This window comes from Nocardia yunnanensis, assembly GCF_003626895.1.
GTDB classification, from domain to species: Bacteria; Actinomycetota; Actinomycetes; order Mycobacteriales; family Mycobacteriaceae; genus Nocardia; species Nocardia yunnanensis.
Map to the genome: position 1 here is coordinate 121301 of NZ_CP032568.1, position 17639 is coordinate 138939.

The following is a 17639-nucleotide window of genomic DNA, read 5'->3' on the forward strand; positions in this document are numbered from 1 at the left end:
CCAGGAAATCGCCCATTCGATACCTTTTGTGCATAACCGGCACGAAGGGATCACGAAGGGATGTCATGAGCGAGGAAATCCCCGAAGACCTACCCGCACCGGAAAAGGCCGAACCCGGGCCGGGAGAGGCCGAGTCCGAACGCGCGGCGGCCGAGTCCGAAGCAGGAGACAACGAGCCCGAACCCGACGCGGCCGGGAAATTGCCGCGCACACACGACGACGACCGCTCGCCCGCCGATCCCCACGATTGGCAGGACGAGTGGGATCGGGCACGTTGGGCACCCTGACGGCGCGCGTGGGCAACATAATGCAGGGCATGGCCTTTGCTGAGTGGCGGCGCCGCCCCGAATCGCCCGCCCGTTGGAATCCGCTGCCCCGGCTGGGCCGTACCCTCGCCCGCCGCCGCACGGTCATGCGCACCGCACCGGCGATTTTCGCGCTGGAACGCTTCACGCGCCGGATCACCGACGGCCGCAAGGGCATCCTGGATGTGGCCGGACTGCCCGCGCTGCAGCTCACCGTCGCGGGTCGGCGCACCGGGATACCGCGCACCGTCACCCTGCTCTACGTCCCCGATGTGGCCGACGAGAAGCGTTTCTTGATCGTCTCGTCGAATTGGGGCAAGCCGCAACAGCCTTCGTGGTCGGCCAATCTGCTCGGCGCCGACCATGCCGAGCTGCGGGTGCGCCAGGACAGTTTTCCGGTCCGGGTGCGGCAGCTCACCGGCGCGGATCGGGATCGGGCCTGGCGGCGGGCATTGGAATTCTGGCCCGGCTACGCCATGGAGCAGAAACTGGCGGGCGAGCGTCGATTCCGGCTGTTCGAACTCACCCGGGAATGACTTGCCGGCAATTCGCCACCCGGCTCAGCGGGGGCGGATCAGGCGCATCCCATTGTCGAAATCGATGCCGCGCAATTCGAAACGGCTGGTGAGCCCGAGCTTTTCGAGAATGCGCGACATATGGTGCCCGACCGTGCGCGGACTCAGGAACAGTTCCGCGCCGATCTCCCGATTGGTCAGGCCCTGCGCGGCCAGCTTGGCGACCTGCGATTCCTGCGCGGTCAACGGGGTGTCGCCGGAGCCGGCGGATTTGGCGCCGGTGCCGGTGAGCTCCAGTTCGACGGTGGCGCGGGCGGACCAGGCGTGCGCGCCGATGAGGTCGAAAGCGTCCACAGCGGTGCGCAATTGCTCGGCGGCGTCCCGGCGGCGGCGGACCCGGCGCAGCCACTTGCCGTAGAGGAGTTGAGTGCGGGCGCGGCCGAAGCTGGTATGCCGGGTGTCGCCGGTCGCCAGCGCCCGGCGGTAGTAGTGCTCGGCGCGGTCCTCCTCGGTAAGCAGTGCCCGGCAGAGGTAGGCGGTCGACAGCGCCCAGCGGGCCCGCGACCGCCGCGCCCACGCCGCGATGGCCTCGGCGCGATCCGCCGCCTCGTCGAATCTGCCCACGCGACAGGCGGCTTCGACCATGTCGAGGGTGGCCAGCCGGGCCAGCGTCGGATGCGCGGCCTCGTGGCTGGGCTGGTACAGCGCGCGCAAGCGGCGATGGGCGGCCTCGGCGTCGCCGGCGCTCAGCAGGTGGAATCCGCGATGCCAGTACGCGCCGCCGATGCCCAGGGTCATGGCGTGCGGGCGCGACAGCGACAGGGCGCGTTCCACACCGTGCGCCACGGTGTCGGCGTCACCGCGGCGCGCGGCCAGTCGGGCGCGCAGATTCCAGCACTCGGCCAGGATGGCGTTCGCGCCCGCGCCGGTGGCAAGTTCGAACGCCTCCCGCAGGGTCTGCTCGCCCGCTTCCTGCCGGCCGGTGGCGATTTGCAGCACGGCCAGCTGCGGCAGCACGCCCAGCACCGATGCTCGATCACCCGAATTACGCAGTGCGGCGGTGACTTTCAGGTACGGCTCGACCGCCCTCTCCGCCAGTCCCCATTCGAGCAGTTGCGCACCGGGCGGCAGCAGATGCGCAGCCTCGATGGGCGACGCGGCGGCCGCGACCGCGTCGAGTTGACCATCGAGCGGACGATCCTCCCCCCGCCCCGCCGCCCACACCGCCCGCTCCGCCAACAGCCGCAGCCCCGCCGCCCGCTCCGTATACGCCGGCAACCCGGCTCCCGAAGACAGTTCGACACCCGGCAACACGTCTGCGCCCAACGGCATTTCGGTGCCCGGCAATAGGTCGGTGCCCAACGAGGGTTCGGTGGCGGGCACCAGCTCCACGCCCAGCGAGGTTTCTGTGTCCGGCAACAGTTTTGCGGTCGGCGGGAGTGGGGTGGTGGGCAAGGTGGCGAGCGCGTCGGCGTCGCGGAGGAGGACGGTGTGGGCGCGCGCGGGGTTGCCGCCGATGAATTCGACCAGGCCGCGGAGGCCGCCGCTCGCGGCGGCGAGTTCGGCTGTGCCGGCGCGGGTTTCGGCCAGGGTGAGCAGGCGGTCCGCGGATTCGATATCGCCGCCCTCCCAGGCCGATCGGGCGGCGGCGGCCAGCCGAACACCGGCGGTGACCGGGTCCGGGGTGAGGGCGGCGGCGCGGCGCAGTACCGCCGCCGCGGCCAGGGCGCCCGCTCGCGCGCGCACCCGCGGGGCGCCCGCGGCGAGAGCGGTCGCCAGCCCGCGGTCCGAGCCGTCGACGACGGCGGCCAGATGCCAGGTGCGCAGCATGCCGCCGTCCGCGCCGGGCTGCGCCGCCGCCAGGGCGAGGTGGGCGGCCCGCCGGCGCGCGGGGGTGGCGGCGTCGTAGGCCGCGCCGCACAGCAGCCGGTGCCGGGTCTCCACCCGGCCGTCGGTGATCGCCAGCAGGCCGGCGGACAGCGCGGATTCCCAGTCCGCGCCGGTGATGCCGAGGTCGGTCGCGGCGGCCACGATGGGGCACAGGGCGCCGCGGTCTTCGGCGGCCACCACGGTCAGCAGGGTGCGCACCGGCTCGGTCAGCGCGGCCAGCGCGGGGGCGAAGGCGCGCCGCAGTTCGGGGCCGAAAGGCACCGGGCCCCAGCCGATTCCGGACAGTTCCTCGGCCTCGATGCGCAGCTCCCGCAGGGCCAGCGGATTGCCGGCGGCCACCCGCAGGACGCGCGCGGCCCGCGGCGCGCCGAGCAGGGGCGTCCGCGCCGCGAGCAGTTCCCGGGCCGCGGCGTCGGGGAGCGGGGTGATGGGCAGCACCGGCAGCGCCGGCCAGTTCGCGGTGGCCGAACTGTCGCGGACCGCCGCCAGCAACGCGACCCGGCTGCCGGACAGCCGGCGCAGGGCGAAGGTGAGGGCGGCCGCGGTGGCCGGGTCCACCCACTGGGCGTCGTCGACGACCAGCAGCACCGGCTGTTCGGCGGCCAGTGCGGCCAGCAGGGTGACGACCGCCGCGCCCGCCAGGAAGGGGTCGGCCGCGCCGGCCTCCCGGCCCAGTGCGCGGGCCAGTGCTCGTGCCTGGGGGGCGGGCAGGGCGGGCAGGCGAGCGGCGAGCGGGGTCAGCAGTTCACGCAGGGCCGCGAATTCGGCCTCGGAGTCGCCGGAGTGGCCGTGGCGCGCGATGATCCGGAAATCGTCGGCGTCCGACTCCGCGTTCCGTAACAGAGCGGTTTTACCGATTCCCGGATCGCCCCAGAGCAGCAGTCCCCCGGCTTCTCCGGCGCGTGCCCGGCTCACCACACGAGCCAGTTCCGACTGTTCTCGTGCCCTTCCGTGGAGCATTTCGGTATCGCGCACATCGCAACGTACCGCACCCCGCAATAAACGGACAAACCCGTCATAGCCGCGTGACTCGAGAGTGAGATTCGCTGTGCGATAGGCGATTCCGGGGCTTGCGGCGATGACCGATTCGGTGACCGATTCCGCGCCCTATTCGAAATCCGAAGCGTCGCTTAAAATGCGGGCGGCATTCGGGGGTCTTCTTTTTGCGGGGTTAGCTCAATTACACATTTCAAGTACTTTCCCGCGGGCTTGCGCGATAAACATTCGCTGCGGTGGAATCTCCCCCCGCGTGCCGGGGATGCGGGCGCGGACGGAAGTGGTTAGCCTGCCGAGGTGGAAGACCGTGAGCGCAAGGAGTTTTCGCCGCTCCTCGACGATGCCCTCGGCCCCGGGGCGCCCGTCACCCCGGAAGTCCGGATCGGACGCAACGATCCGGCCGGCGGCCTGCCGGCCTGCGTGCGCTGCGACCGGCCCGCCGCCCTGCACCTGCGCGCGGTGTGGCTGTCGACCCGCGCCGTACTGGCCGGCGACACCGATGTGGACAGCCTGATCCAGGTGCATGCCTGCGGCGGGTGCGCGGGCAGCGTGGCCGGGATGATCCTCATCAACTGGGACCCCCGCTACTGGGGTGAATCGGTTCACCTGGACTGAGTACGGTCGAACTCAGCGCCGCGAAACCCCCATTGCTGAACCTGTAGCCACGAAATCCTCAGCGCGGCCGCACGATTCGCATGCCGTTGTCGAAGTCGACGTCCACCAGATCGGCCCGGCCGCTGAGCCCCAGCTTGCCGAACACCCGCGACAGGTGATGCCCCACCGTGCGCGGGCTCAGGAACAGCTCGGTGCCGATCTCCCGATTGGTCAGGCCCTGCGCGGCCAGCCGGGCCACCCGCAGTTCCTGCGCCGTGAGCACCGAGGTCTCCCCGTGCGCGGTGACCGGCGCGGCGCGGCGGCCGGTGAGCTCCAGTTCCTGCCGGGCGCGCAGCGCCCACTGCTGAGCGCCCATGCGCTCGAAAGCCTCGGCGGCACTGCGCAACTGCTCGGCGGCATCGGCGCGGCGACGGGCGCGGCGCAGCCACTTGCCGTAGAGCAATTGGGTGCGTACATGATTCAGGTCGTGGCGGCTGCGCCGGACCGCCAGCGCGCGCCGGAAGTAGTGGTCGGCGCGGTCGTCGGCGCACAGCAGCGCCCGGCACGCGTAGGCGGCCGACACCGCCCAGTCGGCGCGGGAGCGGATCGCCCAGTCCCGGATGTCGGTGTAGTACTCGAGCGCCTCGGCAGGGCGGCCCACCCGGGTGGCGGCTTCCACCAGATCCAGTGCGGCCAAACGGGAATAGGTCGGATGCCGCGCGTCGTGGCCGGGCTGCGCGAGGGTGCGCAATCGCAGATAGGCGTTCTCCGGATCGCCCAGGCTGAGTGCGTGGAAACCCAGATGCCAGTGCGCGGAGGCGATCAGCGACTGCGCGCGGCGCGGCCGCGCGAGCGCCAGCACCCGCTCCGCACTGTCCAGCACCGCCTCCGAATCGCCGTGCAGGGCCGATATTTTCGTGCGCAGCGCCCAGCAGTGGGCGAGCACGTTCTCCACGCCGCCCGCCTCGGCCAGCTCGAACGCCTCCGCCAGGGTCTGCTCGGCGTCGGCGAAGCGGCCGTTGGCGAACTGCACGATCGCCAGCTGCGGCAGCAGCGACACCGCCGCCGGGGCCGCACTGCCGCGCAGGCCGGCCGCGGCCTGTGTGTACGGCTCGAGCGCAATGTCCGCCAAGCCCCACAGCAGCACCAGTGGCGCGGGCGGCAGCGGCCGGATCATGGTGTGGAAGCGCGAAATGCTCTCGCGCACACTGATTTCCGCCACGTTCAGGTCGAGCACGCCGTGTCCGGCGGCCCAGCGGGCCCGCTCGGCGTCCAGGCGCAGGTTCGCCGCGGTGGGGGCGTCCACCAGTTCGGCATCGCGTAGCAGCAGCCGGCTCGCCCGTTCCGGTTCGCCCGCAACGAATTCCAGTAGGCCGGCCAGGCCGCTGCTGGCCACGGCGGCCCGCTCCGGGCCCAGCCGGGCGGTGGCGCGGTCCAGCAGTCCGCGCGCCGACGCGATATCGCCACCGGCCCAGGCGAATCGACCCGCCAGCGCCAGCCGCTCCCCCGCCCGCTCCGGATCCGCGCTGATGGCGGCGGCCTGGCGCATCATGGTGGCGGCGGTCAGCGCGCCGTGCCCGGCGTCCGCGGCCCGCTGCGCCAGCATCGCCGCCAGCGGCTCGTCGGGGCGGTCGGCGGCCATGGCGCGGTGCCAGACGCGCAGATCCGCCTCGGCCGCACCGATGAGCGCGTCCGCCAGCGCCAGGTGCGTGGCGCGGCGCTGGGCGGGGGTGGCGGCGTCGTGGGCGGCGGCGCACAGCAGCGCATGGGTGCGTTCCACCCGGCCGTCGCCGACGGTCAGCAGGCCCGCGGCGGCGGCCCGCTCCCAGGCCGCGGGACCGACCCCGAGCGCGGCGGCGGCGTCGGTCACCGCGCCCAGGACGCCGCGGGTCTCGGTGGCGGCGACGGTCAGCAGGACGCGCACGTCGTCGGGCAGCGCCGCGACCCGCTCGCGGAAGGCGGTGCGCAGGTTGGGGCCCAGGGGTACCGGTTGCGCGGCGGTGCCCGCGAGATCGTCTACCACGGTGGGTAATTCGTGCAGGGCCAGCGGGTTGCCGCCCGCCGTCGCGAGGATGCGGGACAGCCGCAGCGCGCCCATCGGGCCGTGTTCGGCGGTGACGAGACCGCGTGCGGCGGTGTCGGGCAGACCGGTGATCGGCAGGGCCGCGAGCTCCCGCCAGGCGGTGCCGGCCGGATCGTCGCGCAGGCCCGCCAGCAGCGCAACCGGCGAGCCGGACAGGCGGCGAACGGCGAAGACGAGCGACTGCCCGGATTCCGCGTCGACCAGGCCGGCCGCGTCGACCACCAGCAGCAGCGGGCGCTCGGCGGCCAGCGTCGACAGCAACCGCACGAGTGCCGCGCCGACCAGGAAGGCGTCTGGGGTCCCGGCCTCGAGGCCGAGCACCGCGCGCAGCGCGCGGGCCTGGGGGGCGGGCAGCAGGCGCAGCCGGTCCGCGACCGGCAGCAGCAATTCGTGCAGGGTCGCGTAGCGCAATTCCGATTCGGTGCGCATGCCCTGGCAGCGCAGTATCCGGAAGTCGGCGGCGCGGTCGGCGGCCGCGTCCAGCAGTGCGGTTTTTCCAATCGCCGGGTCGCCGTGCAGGACGAGGCCGATACCGCGGCCGGACCGCGCGGTCGCGAGAACCCGCTCCAAATGGATCAGTTCGCGTTCCCGCCCGTACAGCTTTCGGTCCTCCCACACCTACCGAAATTTAGTTGGGCTAACAGCTCGCAACAAAGCCGGGTCGGGTAACTGGCACAAAATGTCTGCGAATGGCACAAATCACAAATTGCGTGGTGGAATTCGATTAACACCGGCATGTGCCCGGACGATATCCATGGCTGTTTTTGTCATGGCCGAGAACGGAAATGATGGCGGGAAGAACCGCAATCCGTCCAGATCCTAAGCGCTCCCGGCGAATTCACCGGGAGCGCACGGCCGCGTCGGATCAGCGGAACAGCGTCAGGTTGAAGGTGCCGTCGGCCTGCGGATCGCAGCTGTACTGCCAGCCGTCGCCGCCGTCGATCTGACGGCCGTCGGGCGTGGTCCAGGAACCCTTGGAGCCGTCGGCGACACACGCGTCCACGGTGGCGTAGTTGCCGCCGAAGTAGGACTCGGCGTGCGCGACGGCCATGCCGACACCCGAAATGCCAAGGGCCATAGCGGAAACGGCGAGAATCTTGCGCATGATGGTGATTCCTTCTCTCTGCGGCCGCCCCTCGGCGACCGAACCGGGATCATTCCACCGCACCGATCATGACCGTTTCATGACCGACGCAAATGCGCTGGTGCGCAAGGGAAAACCCGTGCCCCGGGTGCAAGCACCCGGGGCACGGGAGGGGGTGGGGTGGAGGCGCTGACGCAAGGAAAGGGCGGGGAGCCAAGGGAGCACAGGAGGCAGGGGTTGGCGCGCTGCGTACAGCCAACGGGGTCAGGAGACGAGGGAGCACAGGAGGCAGGGTCGGGGTCGGCGCGCTGGCGCAGGCCACGGAGTCAGGAAACGACGGGGCACGGGAGGCGGGTGTTGTGGGTAGGGAAAAGGGTGGGCCCCGGGTGTAAGTACCCGGGGCCCAGCGTGTTTCGGTTTTCTAGTGGCGGCGCTTGGAGCGGGGGGCGCGGTCGGGCTTGGCCTGGGCGCGGGCGGCTTCGCGGCGTTCGCGGCGGGTGCCGGGTTGGCCGTCCTCGTTGCCGTACTCGTCGCGGTCGCTGCGGATGGCGGCGTGGCCGCCCTCGTCGGGGCCGGAGTAGGACAGGCCGCGGGGGCCGGATTCGTCGATTCCCTTGGCGCGCAAGGCCGCCGGGGCGCCGTTGCCGTTGGCCGCGTCCTCCTGGGTGGGCAGCGGGCGGTTGCCGACCGGCGACTGGAGGCCGGCGGCGACGTTCACGCCGACCGGCTGCGGCTGCTGCACCTCGACCTGGAGGTTGAACAGGAAGCCGACCGACTCCTCCTTGAGGCCCTCGAGCATGGCCGCGAACATGTCGAAGCCCTCGCGCTGGTACTCGACCAGCGGATCGCGCTGCGCCATGGCTCGCAGGCCGATGCCCTCCTTGAGGTAGTCCATCTCGTAGAGGTGCTCACGCCACTTGCGGTCCAGCACGCTCAGCAGGATCTGGCGTTCCAGGTTGCGCATGCTCCCCTCGCCGGCCAGCCCGTCGATCTCGGCTTCGCGGTTCGCGTAGGCCGCGTGCGCGTCCTCGAGCACCGCCTCGAGCAGCTCCTCGCGCGACAGCTCGCCCACCTCGCCGGTCTCGTTCTCGCCGGTGAGGTCCTTGTAGTCCACGCCGATCGGGTACAGCGTCTTGAGCGCGCCCCACAGCTTGGCCAGATCCCAGTCCTCGACATACCCCTCGGCGGTGGCGCCATTGACGTAGGCGGTGATCACGTCGGTGATCATCTCCTGCACCTGGCCCTCCATGTCCTCGCCCTCGAGGATGCGGGCGCGCTCGGCGTAGATCACCTTGCGCTGCTGGTTCATGACCTCGTCGTACTTGAGGACGTTCTTGCGGATCTCGAAGTTCTGCTGCTCGACCTGGGTCTGCGCGGACTTGATCGCGCGCGAGACCATCTTGGCCTCGATCGGCACATCGTCGGGCAGGTTGAGCCGGGTCATGATCGACTCCAGCGCCGCGCCGTTGAAGCGCCGCATCAGCTCGTCGCCCAGCGAAAGGTAGAAGCGGGACTCGCCCGGATCACCCTGCCGGCCGGACCGACCGCGCAGCTGGTTGTCGATGCGCCGCGACTCGTGCCGCTCGGTGCCCAGCACGTAGAGACCGCCCGCGGCGCGCACGGCGTCGGCGTCCTCGTCGACCTGCTCCTTGACCCGCTCGAGGGTGGGGTGCCACTGGGCCTCGTACTGCTCGGGGGTCTCGACCGGGTCCAGGCCCTGCCGGCGCAGCAGGATGTCGGCGATGATGTCCGGGTTGCCGCCCAGCACGATGTCGGTGCCACGACCGGCCATATTGGTCGCCACGGTGACCGCGCCCGGGCGACCGGCCTCGGCGACGATCTGCGCTTCCTGCTCGTGGAACTTGGCATTGAGCACGTTGTGCGGAATGCCGCGCTTGGTCAGCAGCTTGGACAGGTACTCCGAGCGCTCGACCGAGGTGGTGCCGACCAGGACCGGCTGGCCCTGCTCGTGCTTCTCCTGGATGTCGTCGGCGACCGCGACGTACTTGGCCTCTTCGGTCTTGTAGATCAGATCGGACTGATCCTGGCGGACCATCGGCTTGTTGGTCGGGATCGGCACCACGCCCAGGCCATAGGTCTGGTGCAGCTCGGCCGCCTCGGTCTCGGCGGTACCGGTCATACCCGAGAGCTTGTCGTAGAGGCGGAAGTAGTTCTGCAGCGTGATCGTGGCCAGCGTCTGGTTCTCCGGCTGGATCTCGACGCCTTCCTTGGCCTCGATCGCCTGGTGCATGCCCTCGTTGTAGCGGCGGCCCACCAGGATTCGGCCGGTGAACTCGTCGACGATGATGACCTCGCCGTTGCGGACGATGTAGTCCTTGTCCTTGGTGTAGAGCTCCTTGGCCTTGATGGCGTTGTTCAGGTAGCTCACCAGCGGCGAGTTCGCGGCCTCGTAGAGGTTGTCGATGCCGAGCTGATCCTCGACGAATTCGACGCCCGCCTCGTGCACACCGATCGTCCGCTTCTTGATGTCGACCTCGTAGTGCAGGTCCTTCTTCAACAGCGGGGCGATGCGCGCGAACTCCGCGTACCACTTCGAGGAGGCGTCGGCCGGGCCCGAGATGATCAGCGGGGTGCGGGCCTCGTCGATGAGGATCGAGTCGACCTCGTCGACGATGGCGAAGTTGTGCCCGCGCTGCACCAGATCGTCCAGCGAGTGGGTCATGTTGTCGCGCAGGTAGTCGAAGCCGAACTCGTTGTTCGTGCCGTAGGTGATGTCCGCGGCGTACGCCTCGCGACGCTCGGCGGGGGTCATGCCGCCGAGGATCACGCCGACCTCGAGACCGAGGAAGCGGTGCACGCGGCCCATCCACTCGGCGTCGCGCTTGGCGAGGTAGTCGTTGACGGTGACGACGTGCACGCCCTCGCCGGAGAGGGCGTTGAGGTAGGCGGGCAGCACACAGGTCAGGGTCTTGCCCTCACCGGTCTTCATCTCCGCGACATTGCCGATGTGCAGGGCGCCGCCGCCCATGATCTGCACCTTGTAGTGCTTCTGGTTGAGCACCCGCCAGGAGGCTTCCCGTGCCGTCGCGAAGGCCTCGAGCAGCAGCTCGTCGAGGCTCTCGCCGTCGGCGTAGCGCTGCTTGAACTCCGCGGTCTTGGCCTGGAGTTCGGCGTCGGAGAGCGCGGTGTACTCCTCGTCGAGGGCGATGACCTCATCCGCGAGACTCGCGAGCCGCTTGACCGTGCGACCCTCACCAATCCGTAGCAACCTTGAAAAACTCAGCGCAGGCACGGGTCTTGTAGTCCTCTGGTCGGTGTTTGTCGGTAGCCCCCACCAAGGCAGGGAACATCGCGCGCGAGCGCGCAATCTCCAGCCCATGGTAATCCGGTGCCCAGCATAGGCGCTGAAGTGCGCGGGGACATGGGCCCCGTCATCCCGGCATGCCTTTGGCCGGGATCCAACGCAACAGGGTGGATTCCGGCCAAGAGCACGCCGGAATGACGATTCCGGGGCACCCAGCGACCGTTCAGCGAATGCCCTTGCGTCCCACTCGGTTTCACTTACCCCTGACGTACGATGTAGGGGGTCCGGCGTGCGGATGGCTTGCGCCCGCGCACCCGGAGCAGGGGACGCCGGGTGCGGCGTGGGATCTCGGGCAGTGCGGCCCATCCATTCCCCCAGGTGATCGGATTGCGATAACTTGCCTCTCGAACGGCGTATGCCGTGGACAGCCGACGCCTCGGCAGGGGGACATACTGCGGGCGCAGGCAGGGATTAGGGAGTAGCGGGCAGCGTGATCACCAGACTGACGCCGCAGGACGCGTCGTTCTACCGGCTGGAATCCAGCAGCAACCCCATGCACATCGGCTCCCTGGCCATCGTCCGCAATCCGGCGGCCGGCGGGAATTCCGGGCGGACGCCGCTGGATTACGAGGGCCTGGTGTCGCTGGTCGAGGCGCGGCTGCCGCTGGTGCCGCGGTATCGGCGCAAGGTGCGGGAGGTGCCGTTCGCACTGGGCCGCCCGGTGTGGGTGGACGACGGCCAGTTCGACATCACCTATCACATTCGCCGCTCGGCGCTGCCCGAGCCGGGCACCGACGAGCAGCTGCTGGACCTGGTGGCCCGGCTGGCCTCGCGCCCGCTCGACAGCACCCGGCCGCTGTGGGAGATGTACCTGGTCGAGGGCCTGTCGGAGGGCCGCTGCGCGGTCTTCACCAAGACCCATTCGGCGCTGGTGGACGGGGACGGCGCGCTCGAGATCGGGCATGTGATCCTGGACACCTCGGCCGCGCCCCGGGAGGTGGCCGGCGACGCCTGGATCGCGCATCGCGAACCCGCCGACGTCGAACTGCTGCTCGGCGCGGTCCTGCACCTGGCCACCCAGCCGCGCGAGGGCCTGGAGGTGGCGCGCCGGCACGCGGCCGAGGCGTTCGCCATGGTCGACGCCGCCGGCAAGGCGATGGCGAAACTGGTGTCGATGGTCCGCGCCGCCGCGCTCGGCGCACCCGACAGCCCCCTGAACATTCGCACCTCACGCAATCGCCGGGTCGAGGTGGTGCGCACCGATCTCGAGGACTATCGCAAGATCCGCAAACGCTTCGACTGCTCCATCAACGACGTGGTCCTCGCCGTGGTGACCGGGGCACTGCGCAACTGGCTGCTCTCGCGCGGGCACGTGCTCACCGAGGCCGATACCCTGCGCGCGGTGGCGCCCATGTCGATCCATGCCGACGGCGCGCCCGGCCGGCTCAAACCGGCCGGCGAGGTCACCCCGCTCCTGCTGGATCTGCCGGTGGGCGAACCGAATCCGGTGATCCGCATGGAGCACATCAAGCACGCCACCGACGGTCACGGCCGGCATCAGCGCGGGGTGCGGGCGCGCACGCTGGTGCACATGGCCGGATTCGCTCCGGCGAGCCTGCATGCCATGAGCGTGCGCTCGGCGAGTACTTTTGCAGAGCACACGTTCAATCTGGTGATCACCAACGCGCCGGGTCCGCAGCAGCCCATGTACATCGGCGGCGCGCGGATGCTGGAGATGTACCCGGTGTCGCCGCTGCTGCGCTTTCAGGCCCTGAGCATCGGGCTCACGTCCTACGACGGGCGAGTGTTCTACGGGCTCACGGCCGATCGCGACGCGATGGCGGATATCGCGGTGCTGACCGCTTCGGTGCACGAGTCGATGGAGGAGATGCTCGGTGCCTGCGTCCAGTGAGTCGTCCCGCGTATCGCGGAAGCTGCGCGTTTACGTTCCGGCCACGGTGCCGATGCTGCGGGAGCTGGTCGCCGACCGGGAGATCCGCGCCCTCAACGACACCGCCTTCGCGGTGACCCCGGCGTTGCGCGAGGCGTATGCCTCCGGTGACGACGAGGAGCTCGCCGAGGTCGCCATGGCCGAGGCGGCGCGCGCCTCGCTGCGGCTGCTGGCGCAGGAGCAGGAGGCCGCGGACCTGCGCGGCGCCGATGCGGGCGACGCGGACGCCGCGGACGACTCCGCCGCCGCGCCCGGGAGTCCGATCTTCCGCCGCGCGGTCATCGCCGCCGACGTCGACGATGCGACGCTGCGCCCGGATCTCGACGATGCCGTGGTCCGCCTCTCGGCCCCGATCCCCTACGACCGCATCGCCTCGGTCCACGTGGATCTGGCCGAGGCCGAATCCGAGGTCGCCAAGGCCGTCGAGGTGATCGACGCCGCCGACATGGGCGACGCGGACGCCGAGTTCGTGCTCGGCGACGCGGAGGATCACCAACTCGCCTGGTATGCCGCGCAAGAGCTGCCATTCCTGCTCGACCTGCTGTGACGCGGAACTCGCAAGGGCCTCGAGTGTTCGCAGGCTGGCTCCGGCACCGTAACCTACGATGCCGTAACCTGGTTGTGACGGTCGCCCATCACACGGGGTGACAGGGGTACTCACGACAGGAAGCGTTCCGGGATATGGCATCGAAGAGTGGTGGATTCTCCGTGCGAGGACTGCGGGAATGGCTGGAAGCGCCCGTGGCCGAGGGTGGTACCGCCGGACGGACTCCCCTCGACACGCTGCGCGGTGCGGCCGCGCGCATCACCACTCCCCTGCTGCCCGACGATTACGCCCATCTGATCAACCCGCTGTGGTCGGCTCGTGAGCTGCGCGGCCGCATCGTGGAGGTCCGCAAGGAGACCGCCGATGCGGCCACCCTGGTAATCAAGCCGGGCTGGGGTTTCGACTTCAAGTTCCAGCCGGGCCAGTACATCGGGATCGGCGTGCTGGTGGACGGCCGCTGGCATTGGCGCTCGTATTCGCTGACCTGCCCGCCGGATTGGTCGGGCGATCCGCAGCACAAGGGCAAGCGGCTCATCTCCATCGCCGTGAAGGCCATGCCGGAGGGCTTCCTGTCCAGCCATATCGTCTCCGGTGTGCCCGCCGGGACCATCGTGCGGCTGGCCGCGCCGCAGGGCGGTTTCGTGCTGCCGGACCCGGCGCCGGACAAGGTGCTGTTCGTGACCGCGGGCTCGGGCATCACGCCCGTGATGGCCATGCTGCGCACCCTCGATCGCCGCGACACCGTCCCGGACGTGCTGCACATCCACTCCGCGCGCACCCCCGACGACATCATGTTCGGCGAGGAGTTGCGTGAATTGCACGAGCGCCGACCGGGTTTCACCGCACACCTGCACCTCACCGGCGAGCAGGGCAAGTTCGCGCTCGCCGATCTCGACGAGGTGTGCCCGGACTGGCGTGCGCGCGAGGTCTGGGCCTGCGGCCCGCTGCCCATGCTCGACGAGATCGAGAAGCATTGGGCCGCCGCCGGTCTCGCCGACAAGCTGCACGTCGAGCGGTTCGAGATCGAACGCAACGCCACCGCCGAGGGCGGCACGGTCACCTTCGCCAAGGCCGGCCGCAGCGCCGAGGTGGACGGCGCGACCACGCTGCTGCAGGCAGGCGAGGGCGCGGGCGTGCGCATGCCGTTCGGCTGCCGCATGGGCATCTGCCAGACCTGCGTGGTCACCCTCACCGAGGGCCACACCCGCGACCTGCGCAACGGCAAGGAACACCGCGCCGGCGACAAGATCCAGACCTGCATCTCGGTGGCCGCGGGCGACTGTACCGTCGAGGTGTGACGCTTGTGTCACCGGAACCTCAACGCCGAGAGACCGCTACGCTCAATAGCAAACCCCTGTGGTTCGCGGCCCGTCTCGTTCTGGACTGAGCGGAGCGGGGGAGCGGAGGGAGGGAAGAACGAGACCTCCAGGGCCGCGAACCCGCCCGTAGCGAAGCGTAGGGCAAATTAGACACGGAAGGACCTCGCGGTGGCAATCACCGATATCAAGGCGTTCGCTCATCTTTCGGCGGCCGACATCGAGTCGCTCGGACATGAGCTCGACACGATTCGCCGTGACGTCGAGTCGTCGCTGGGCGCGAAGGATGCCAAGTACATCCGGCGCACCATTGCGGCGCAACGGATTATCGAGGCAGCCGGCCGGGCCACGCTGTTCGCGTCCAAGAAGCGCTGGGCCTGGCTCACCGGCACCGCGCTGCTGTCGGTCGCGAAGATCATCGAGAACATGGAACTCGGGCACAACATCAGCCACGGGCAATGGGACTGGATGAACGACCCGGAGATCCACTCCACCACCTGGGAGTGGGATATGACGGGGACTTCCGGGCAGTGGAAAGCCGCGCACAACTATTCGCACCACATGTACACCAACATCCTCGACATGGACGACGACCTCGGTTTCGGCATCCTGCGCATGACGCGCGACGAGGAGTGGAAGCCCATCAATCTGGTGCAGCCGGTGGCGAATCTGTTCCTGGCCGCGCTGTTCGAGTGGGGCATCGCCCTGCACGATCTGTCGGCGCAGAAGGAACAGATGGGCATCCCGCCGACGTCGTTCTTCCCGCCGCGCCATGTCGTCAACGAGCCGAACAAGGCGTTCTGGCGCAAGGCCGGCAAACAGGCGGCGAAGGATTTCGTGATCTATCCGGCGCTTACCGGCCCGGCCTGGAAGTCGACGCTCAAGGCGAATGCCACCGCGAATCTGATTCGCAATCTGTGGGCGTACGCGGTCATCTTCTGCGGCCATTTCCCCGACGGCGCCGAGAAGTTCACCGAGGAGCAGTTCGAGAACGAGACGCAGGGCGAGTGGTACCTGCGGCAGATGCTGGGCAGCGCGAATTTCAAGGCGGGCCCGGCCATGGGTTTCATGAGCGGCAATCTCAGCTACCAGATCGAGCATCACCTGTTCCCGGATCTGCCGAGCAATCGGTATCCGGAGGTGTCGGTGAAGGTGCGCGAACTGTGCGACAAGTACGACCTGCCGTACACCACCGGCTCGCTGGGCAAGCAATACCTGTTGGCGTTCCGCACGATTCACAAGCTGGCGCTGCCGGATCAGTGGCTCAAGCGCACCTCCGACGATGCGCCGGAGACCTCCTCGGAGCGCAAGTTCGCGGGCATCTCGCTGCCGTCCATGCCGACCTGGAACGGCAGTGAATGGCTGGCCGAGCACAGCGCGAGCGACTGGCTGGCCGAGCATCAGCCGCATTGGGGCCTGGACCCGGAGACGGGTGAGCGGCGCGGGCTGCGCTCGGCCATGCAGGAGGCCAAGGTGGCGCTCAAGGAGAAGGCCGCGCACGAGAAGCAGGTATTGCGCGAGGCCAAGGCGACATTGCAGGAAAAGGCAAGGACGGAAACGGCTTTGCTGACCGAGAAAGCGCAGCGCGGCGGCTGGTTGTCGCGTAAGCTGCGCCGCAACGGCTAGCAGACTCGCATCGCGAATACAATGCGGTATTCGACACGGTAGAGATTCGATCCGCACCAACCTACGGCACCGTAACCTACGGTACTGTAACCAGTATGGCGATCTCGGATGTCAAGGAATACGCGCACCTCACCCCGGAGGATGTCGAAGCGATCGGGGCGGAGCTCGACGCCATCCGCCGCGAGGTCGAATCCACCCTCGGTGACAAGGATGCCCGTTACATCCGCAATGTGATCCGTCTCCAGCGGGGCCTCGAGATCAGTGGCCGCGCAGTGCTTTTCGCGAGTCTGTTCCCGCCCGCGTGGCTGGCCGGCGTGGCCCTGCTGGGCACCGCCAAGATCATCGAGAACATGGAGATCGGCCACAATGTGATGCACGGGCAGTGGGACTGGATGAACGATCCGGAAATCCACTCGACCAAGTGGGAATGGGACAACGCCGGTCCCTCCGAACACTGGAAGATCACCCACAACTTCCTGCACCACAAGTACACCAACGTGCTGGGCATGGACGACGACATCGGCTACGGCCTGTTGCGCGTCACCCGCGATCAGCGCTGGTCCCCGTTCTATCTGGGCCAGCCCCTCTACAACCTGCTGCTGCAGATGTTCTTCGAATACGGCGTCGCCGTCCAGCATTTGGAACTCGGCAAGGTCGCGAAGAAGAAGTGGGCCCCGGATTCCCCCGAGCGCAAGCAGTTCGAGGTGGACCGGCGGCTGGTGCTCGAGAAGATCGGCAGGCAGGCCGCCAAGGACTACCTGATCTTCCCGCTGCTCACCGGCCCGGCCTTCCTGGGCACGCTGACGGCCAACCTGGCCGCCAATGTGGTGCGCAATGTGTGGACCAACGCGGTCATCTTCTGCGGCCACTTCCCCGACGGCGCGGAGAAGTTCACCAAGTTCGACTGCGACAACGAGACGCAGGCCGAGTGGTACCTGCGGCAGATGCTGGGCTCGGCCAATATCTCCGGCGGCCCGCTCATGCACTTCATGACCGGCAACCTCTCGCACCAGATCGAGCACCACCTGTACCCGGACATCCCGTCGAACCGCCTGGCGGACATCGCGGTTCGGGTGCGCGCCCTGTGCGAGAAATACGACCTGCCCTACACCACCGGTTCGCTGCCGGTGCAGTACGCCAAGTCGTGGCGCACCATCATGAAGCTGTCGCTGCCCAACAAGTACCTGCGCCGCGGCACCGACGACGCGCCGGAAACCAAGTCGGAGAAGGTGTTCGGCGGCGAGTCCAGCATCGACCCGATGACCGGACGCCGCCGTGGTCTGCGCACCGCGCTCAAGGAGGGCGGGCGCAAGCTGGCCCGCCGCCGCGAGCCCGCGCTGGCGCGCTGAGCGCGTTCCGCATCGAGCGCACGAACGCCCCCACCGACTGCCGGTGGGGGCGTTCTCGGTTCACAGGATGCCGTGATTGACTGGTCGCCGTGTGTTCCGAAGGTCCGTGTAGTGCCCC

At 69.2% G+C, this 17639-nt stretch carries 12 protein-coding genes; 8 read left to right on the forward strand and 4 right to left on the reverse strand.

Annotated features, from left to right (window positions below):
• Positions 1 to 65 precede the first annotated feature (65 nt).
• Together D7D52_RS00530 and D7D52_RS00535 are read left to right on the forward strand one after the other, a co-directional pair.
• Entirely contained in the window at positions 66 to 287 is a 222-nt protein-coding gene (locus tag D7D52_RS00530) for a hypothetical protein (protein WP_120734556.1), read from the forward strand.
• A 29-nt stretch (positions 288 to 316) separates the two neighbouring features.
• Entirely contained in the window at positions 317 to 841 is a 525-nt protein-coding gene (locus D7D52_RS00535; protein ID WP_120743670.1) for a nitroreductase family deazaflavin-dependent oxidoreductase, read from the forward strand.
• Positions 842 to 865: 24 nt separating this feature from the next.
• Here the strand turns inward: D7D52_RS00535 and D7D52_RS00540 are convergent, their stop codons facing one another.
• On the reverse strand, positions 866 to 3670 hold the full coding sequence (locus tag D7D52_RS00540) for a helix-turn-helix transcriptional regulator (RefSeq protein ID WP_281279212.1): 2805 nt from the start codon (positions 3668 to 3670) through the stop codon (positions 866 to 868).
• 333 nt (positions 3671 to 4003) lie between these two features.
• On the opposite strand from D7D52_RS00540, the gene D7D52_RS00545 reads away from it, so the two are divergent.
• Positions 4004 to 4321, forward strand: a complete 318-nt coding sequence (locus tag D7D52_RS00545) for a hypothetical protein (protein ID WP_120734558.1) — start codon at positions 4004 to 4006, stop codon at positions 4319 to 4321.
• A 58-nt stretch (positions 4322 to 4379) separates the two neighbouring features.
• Here D7D52_RS00545 and D7D52_RS00550 read toward each other — a convergent pair whose 3' ends face one another.
• From D7D52_RS00550 to secA, 3 genes are all read right to left on the reverse strand, one after another.
• The gene (locus D7D52_RS00550; protein WP_120734559.1) at positions 4380 to 7001 is read right to left on the reverse strand and encodes a helix-turn-helix transcriptional regulator; all 2622 of its coding nucleotides are present in this window, start codon (positions 6999 to 7001) and stop codon (positions 4380 to 4382) included.
• Between the two features lie 247 nt (positions 7002 to 7248).
• Complete coding sequence (locus D7D52_RS00555; RefSeq protein ID WP_162958103.1) at positions 7249 to 7488, reverse strand: hypothetical protein; 240 nt, start codon at positions 7486 to 7488, stop codon at positions 7249 to 7251.
• A 400-nt stretch (positions 7489 to 7888) separates the two neighbouring features.
• Positions 7889 to 10720: a preprotein translocase subunit SecA gene (secA, locus tag D7D52_RS00560; protein ID WP_120734561.1), complete on the reverse strand. Its 2832-nt coding sequence runs from the start codon at positions 10718 to 10720 to the stop codon at positions 7889 to 7891.
• 502 nt (positions 10721 to 11222) lie between these two features.
• Between secA and D7D52_RS00565 the strand changes: the two genes are divergently transcribed.
• The 5 genes from D7D52_RS00565 (at position 11223) to D7D52_RS00585 (ending at position 17521) form a co-directional block, all read left to right on the forward strand.
• Positions 11223 to 12644 (forward strand): WS/DGAT/MGAT family O-acyltransferase, encoded by a 1422-nt coding sequence (locus D7D52_RS00565; RefSeq protein WP_120734562.1) that lies wholly within the window; start codon positions 11223 to 11225, stop codon positions 12642 to 12644.
• A 52-nt stretch (positions 12645 to 12696) separates the two neighbouring features.
• On the forward strand, positions 12697 to 13230 hold the full coding sequence (locus tag D7D52_RS00570; RefSeq protein WP_187703175.1) for a DUF6912 family protein: 534 nt from the start codon (positions 12697 to 12699) through the stop codon (positions 13228 to 13230).
• 134 nt (positions 13231 to 13364) lie between these two features.
• Positions 13365 to 14528, forward strand: a complete 1164-nt coding sequence (locus D7D52_RS00575) for a ferredoxin reductase (protein ID WP_120734563.1) — start codon at positions 13365 to 13367, stop codon at positions 14526 to 14528.
• 189 nt (positions 14529 to 14717) lie between these two features.
• On the forward strand, positions 14718 to 16172 hold the full coding sequence (locus tag D7D52_RS00580) for a fatty acid desaturase family protein (RefSeq protein WP_120734564.1): 1455 nt from the start codon (positions 14718 to 14720) through the stop codon (positions 16170 to 16172).
• A 95-nt stretch (positions 16173 to 16267) separates the two neighbouring features.
• A complete protein-coding gene (locus tag D7D52_RS00585) occupies positions 16268 to 17521 on the forward strand; it encodes a fatty acid desaturase family protein (RefSeq protein WP_120734565.1) in 1254 nt (417 codons plus the stop codon).
• Positions 17522 to 17639 lie beyond the last annotated feature (118 nt).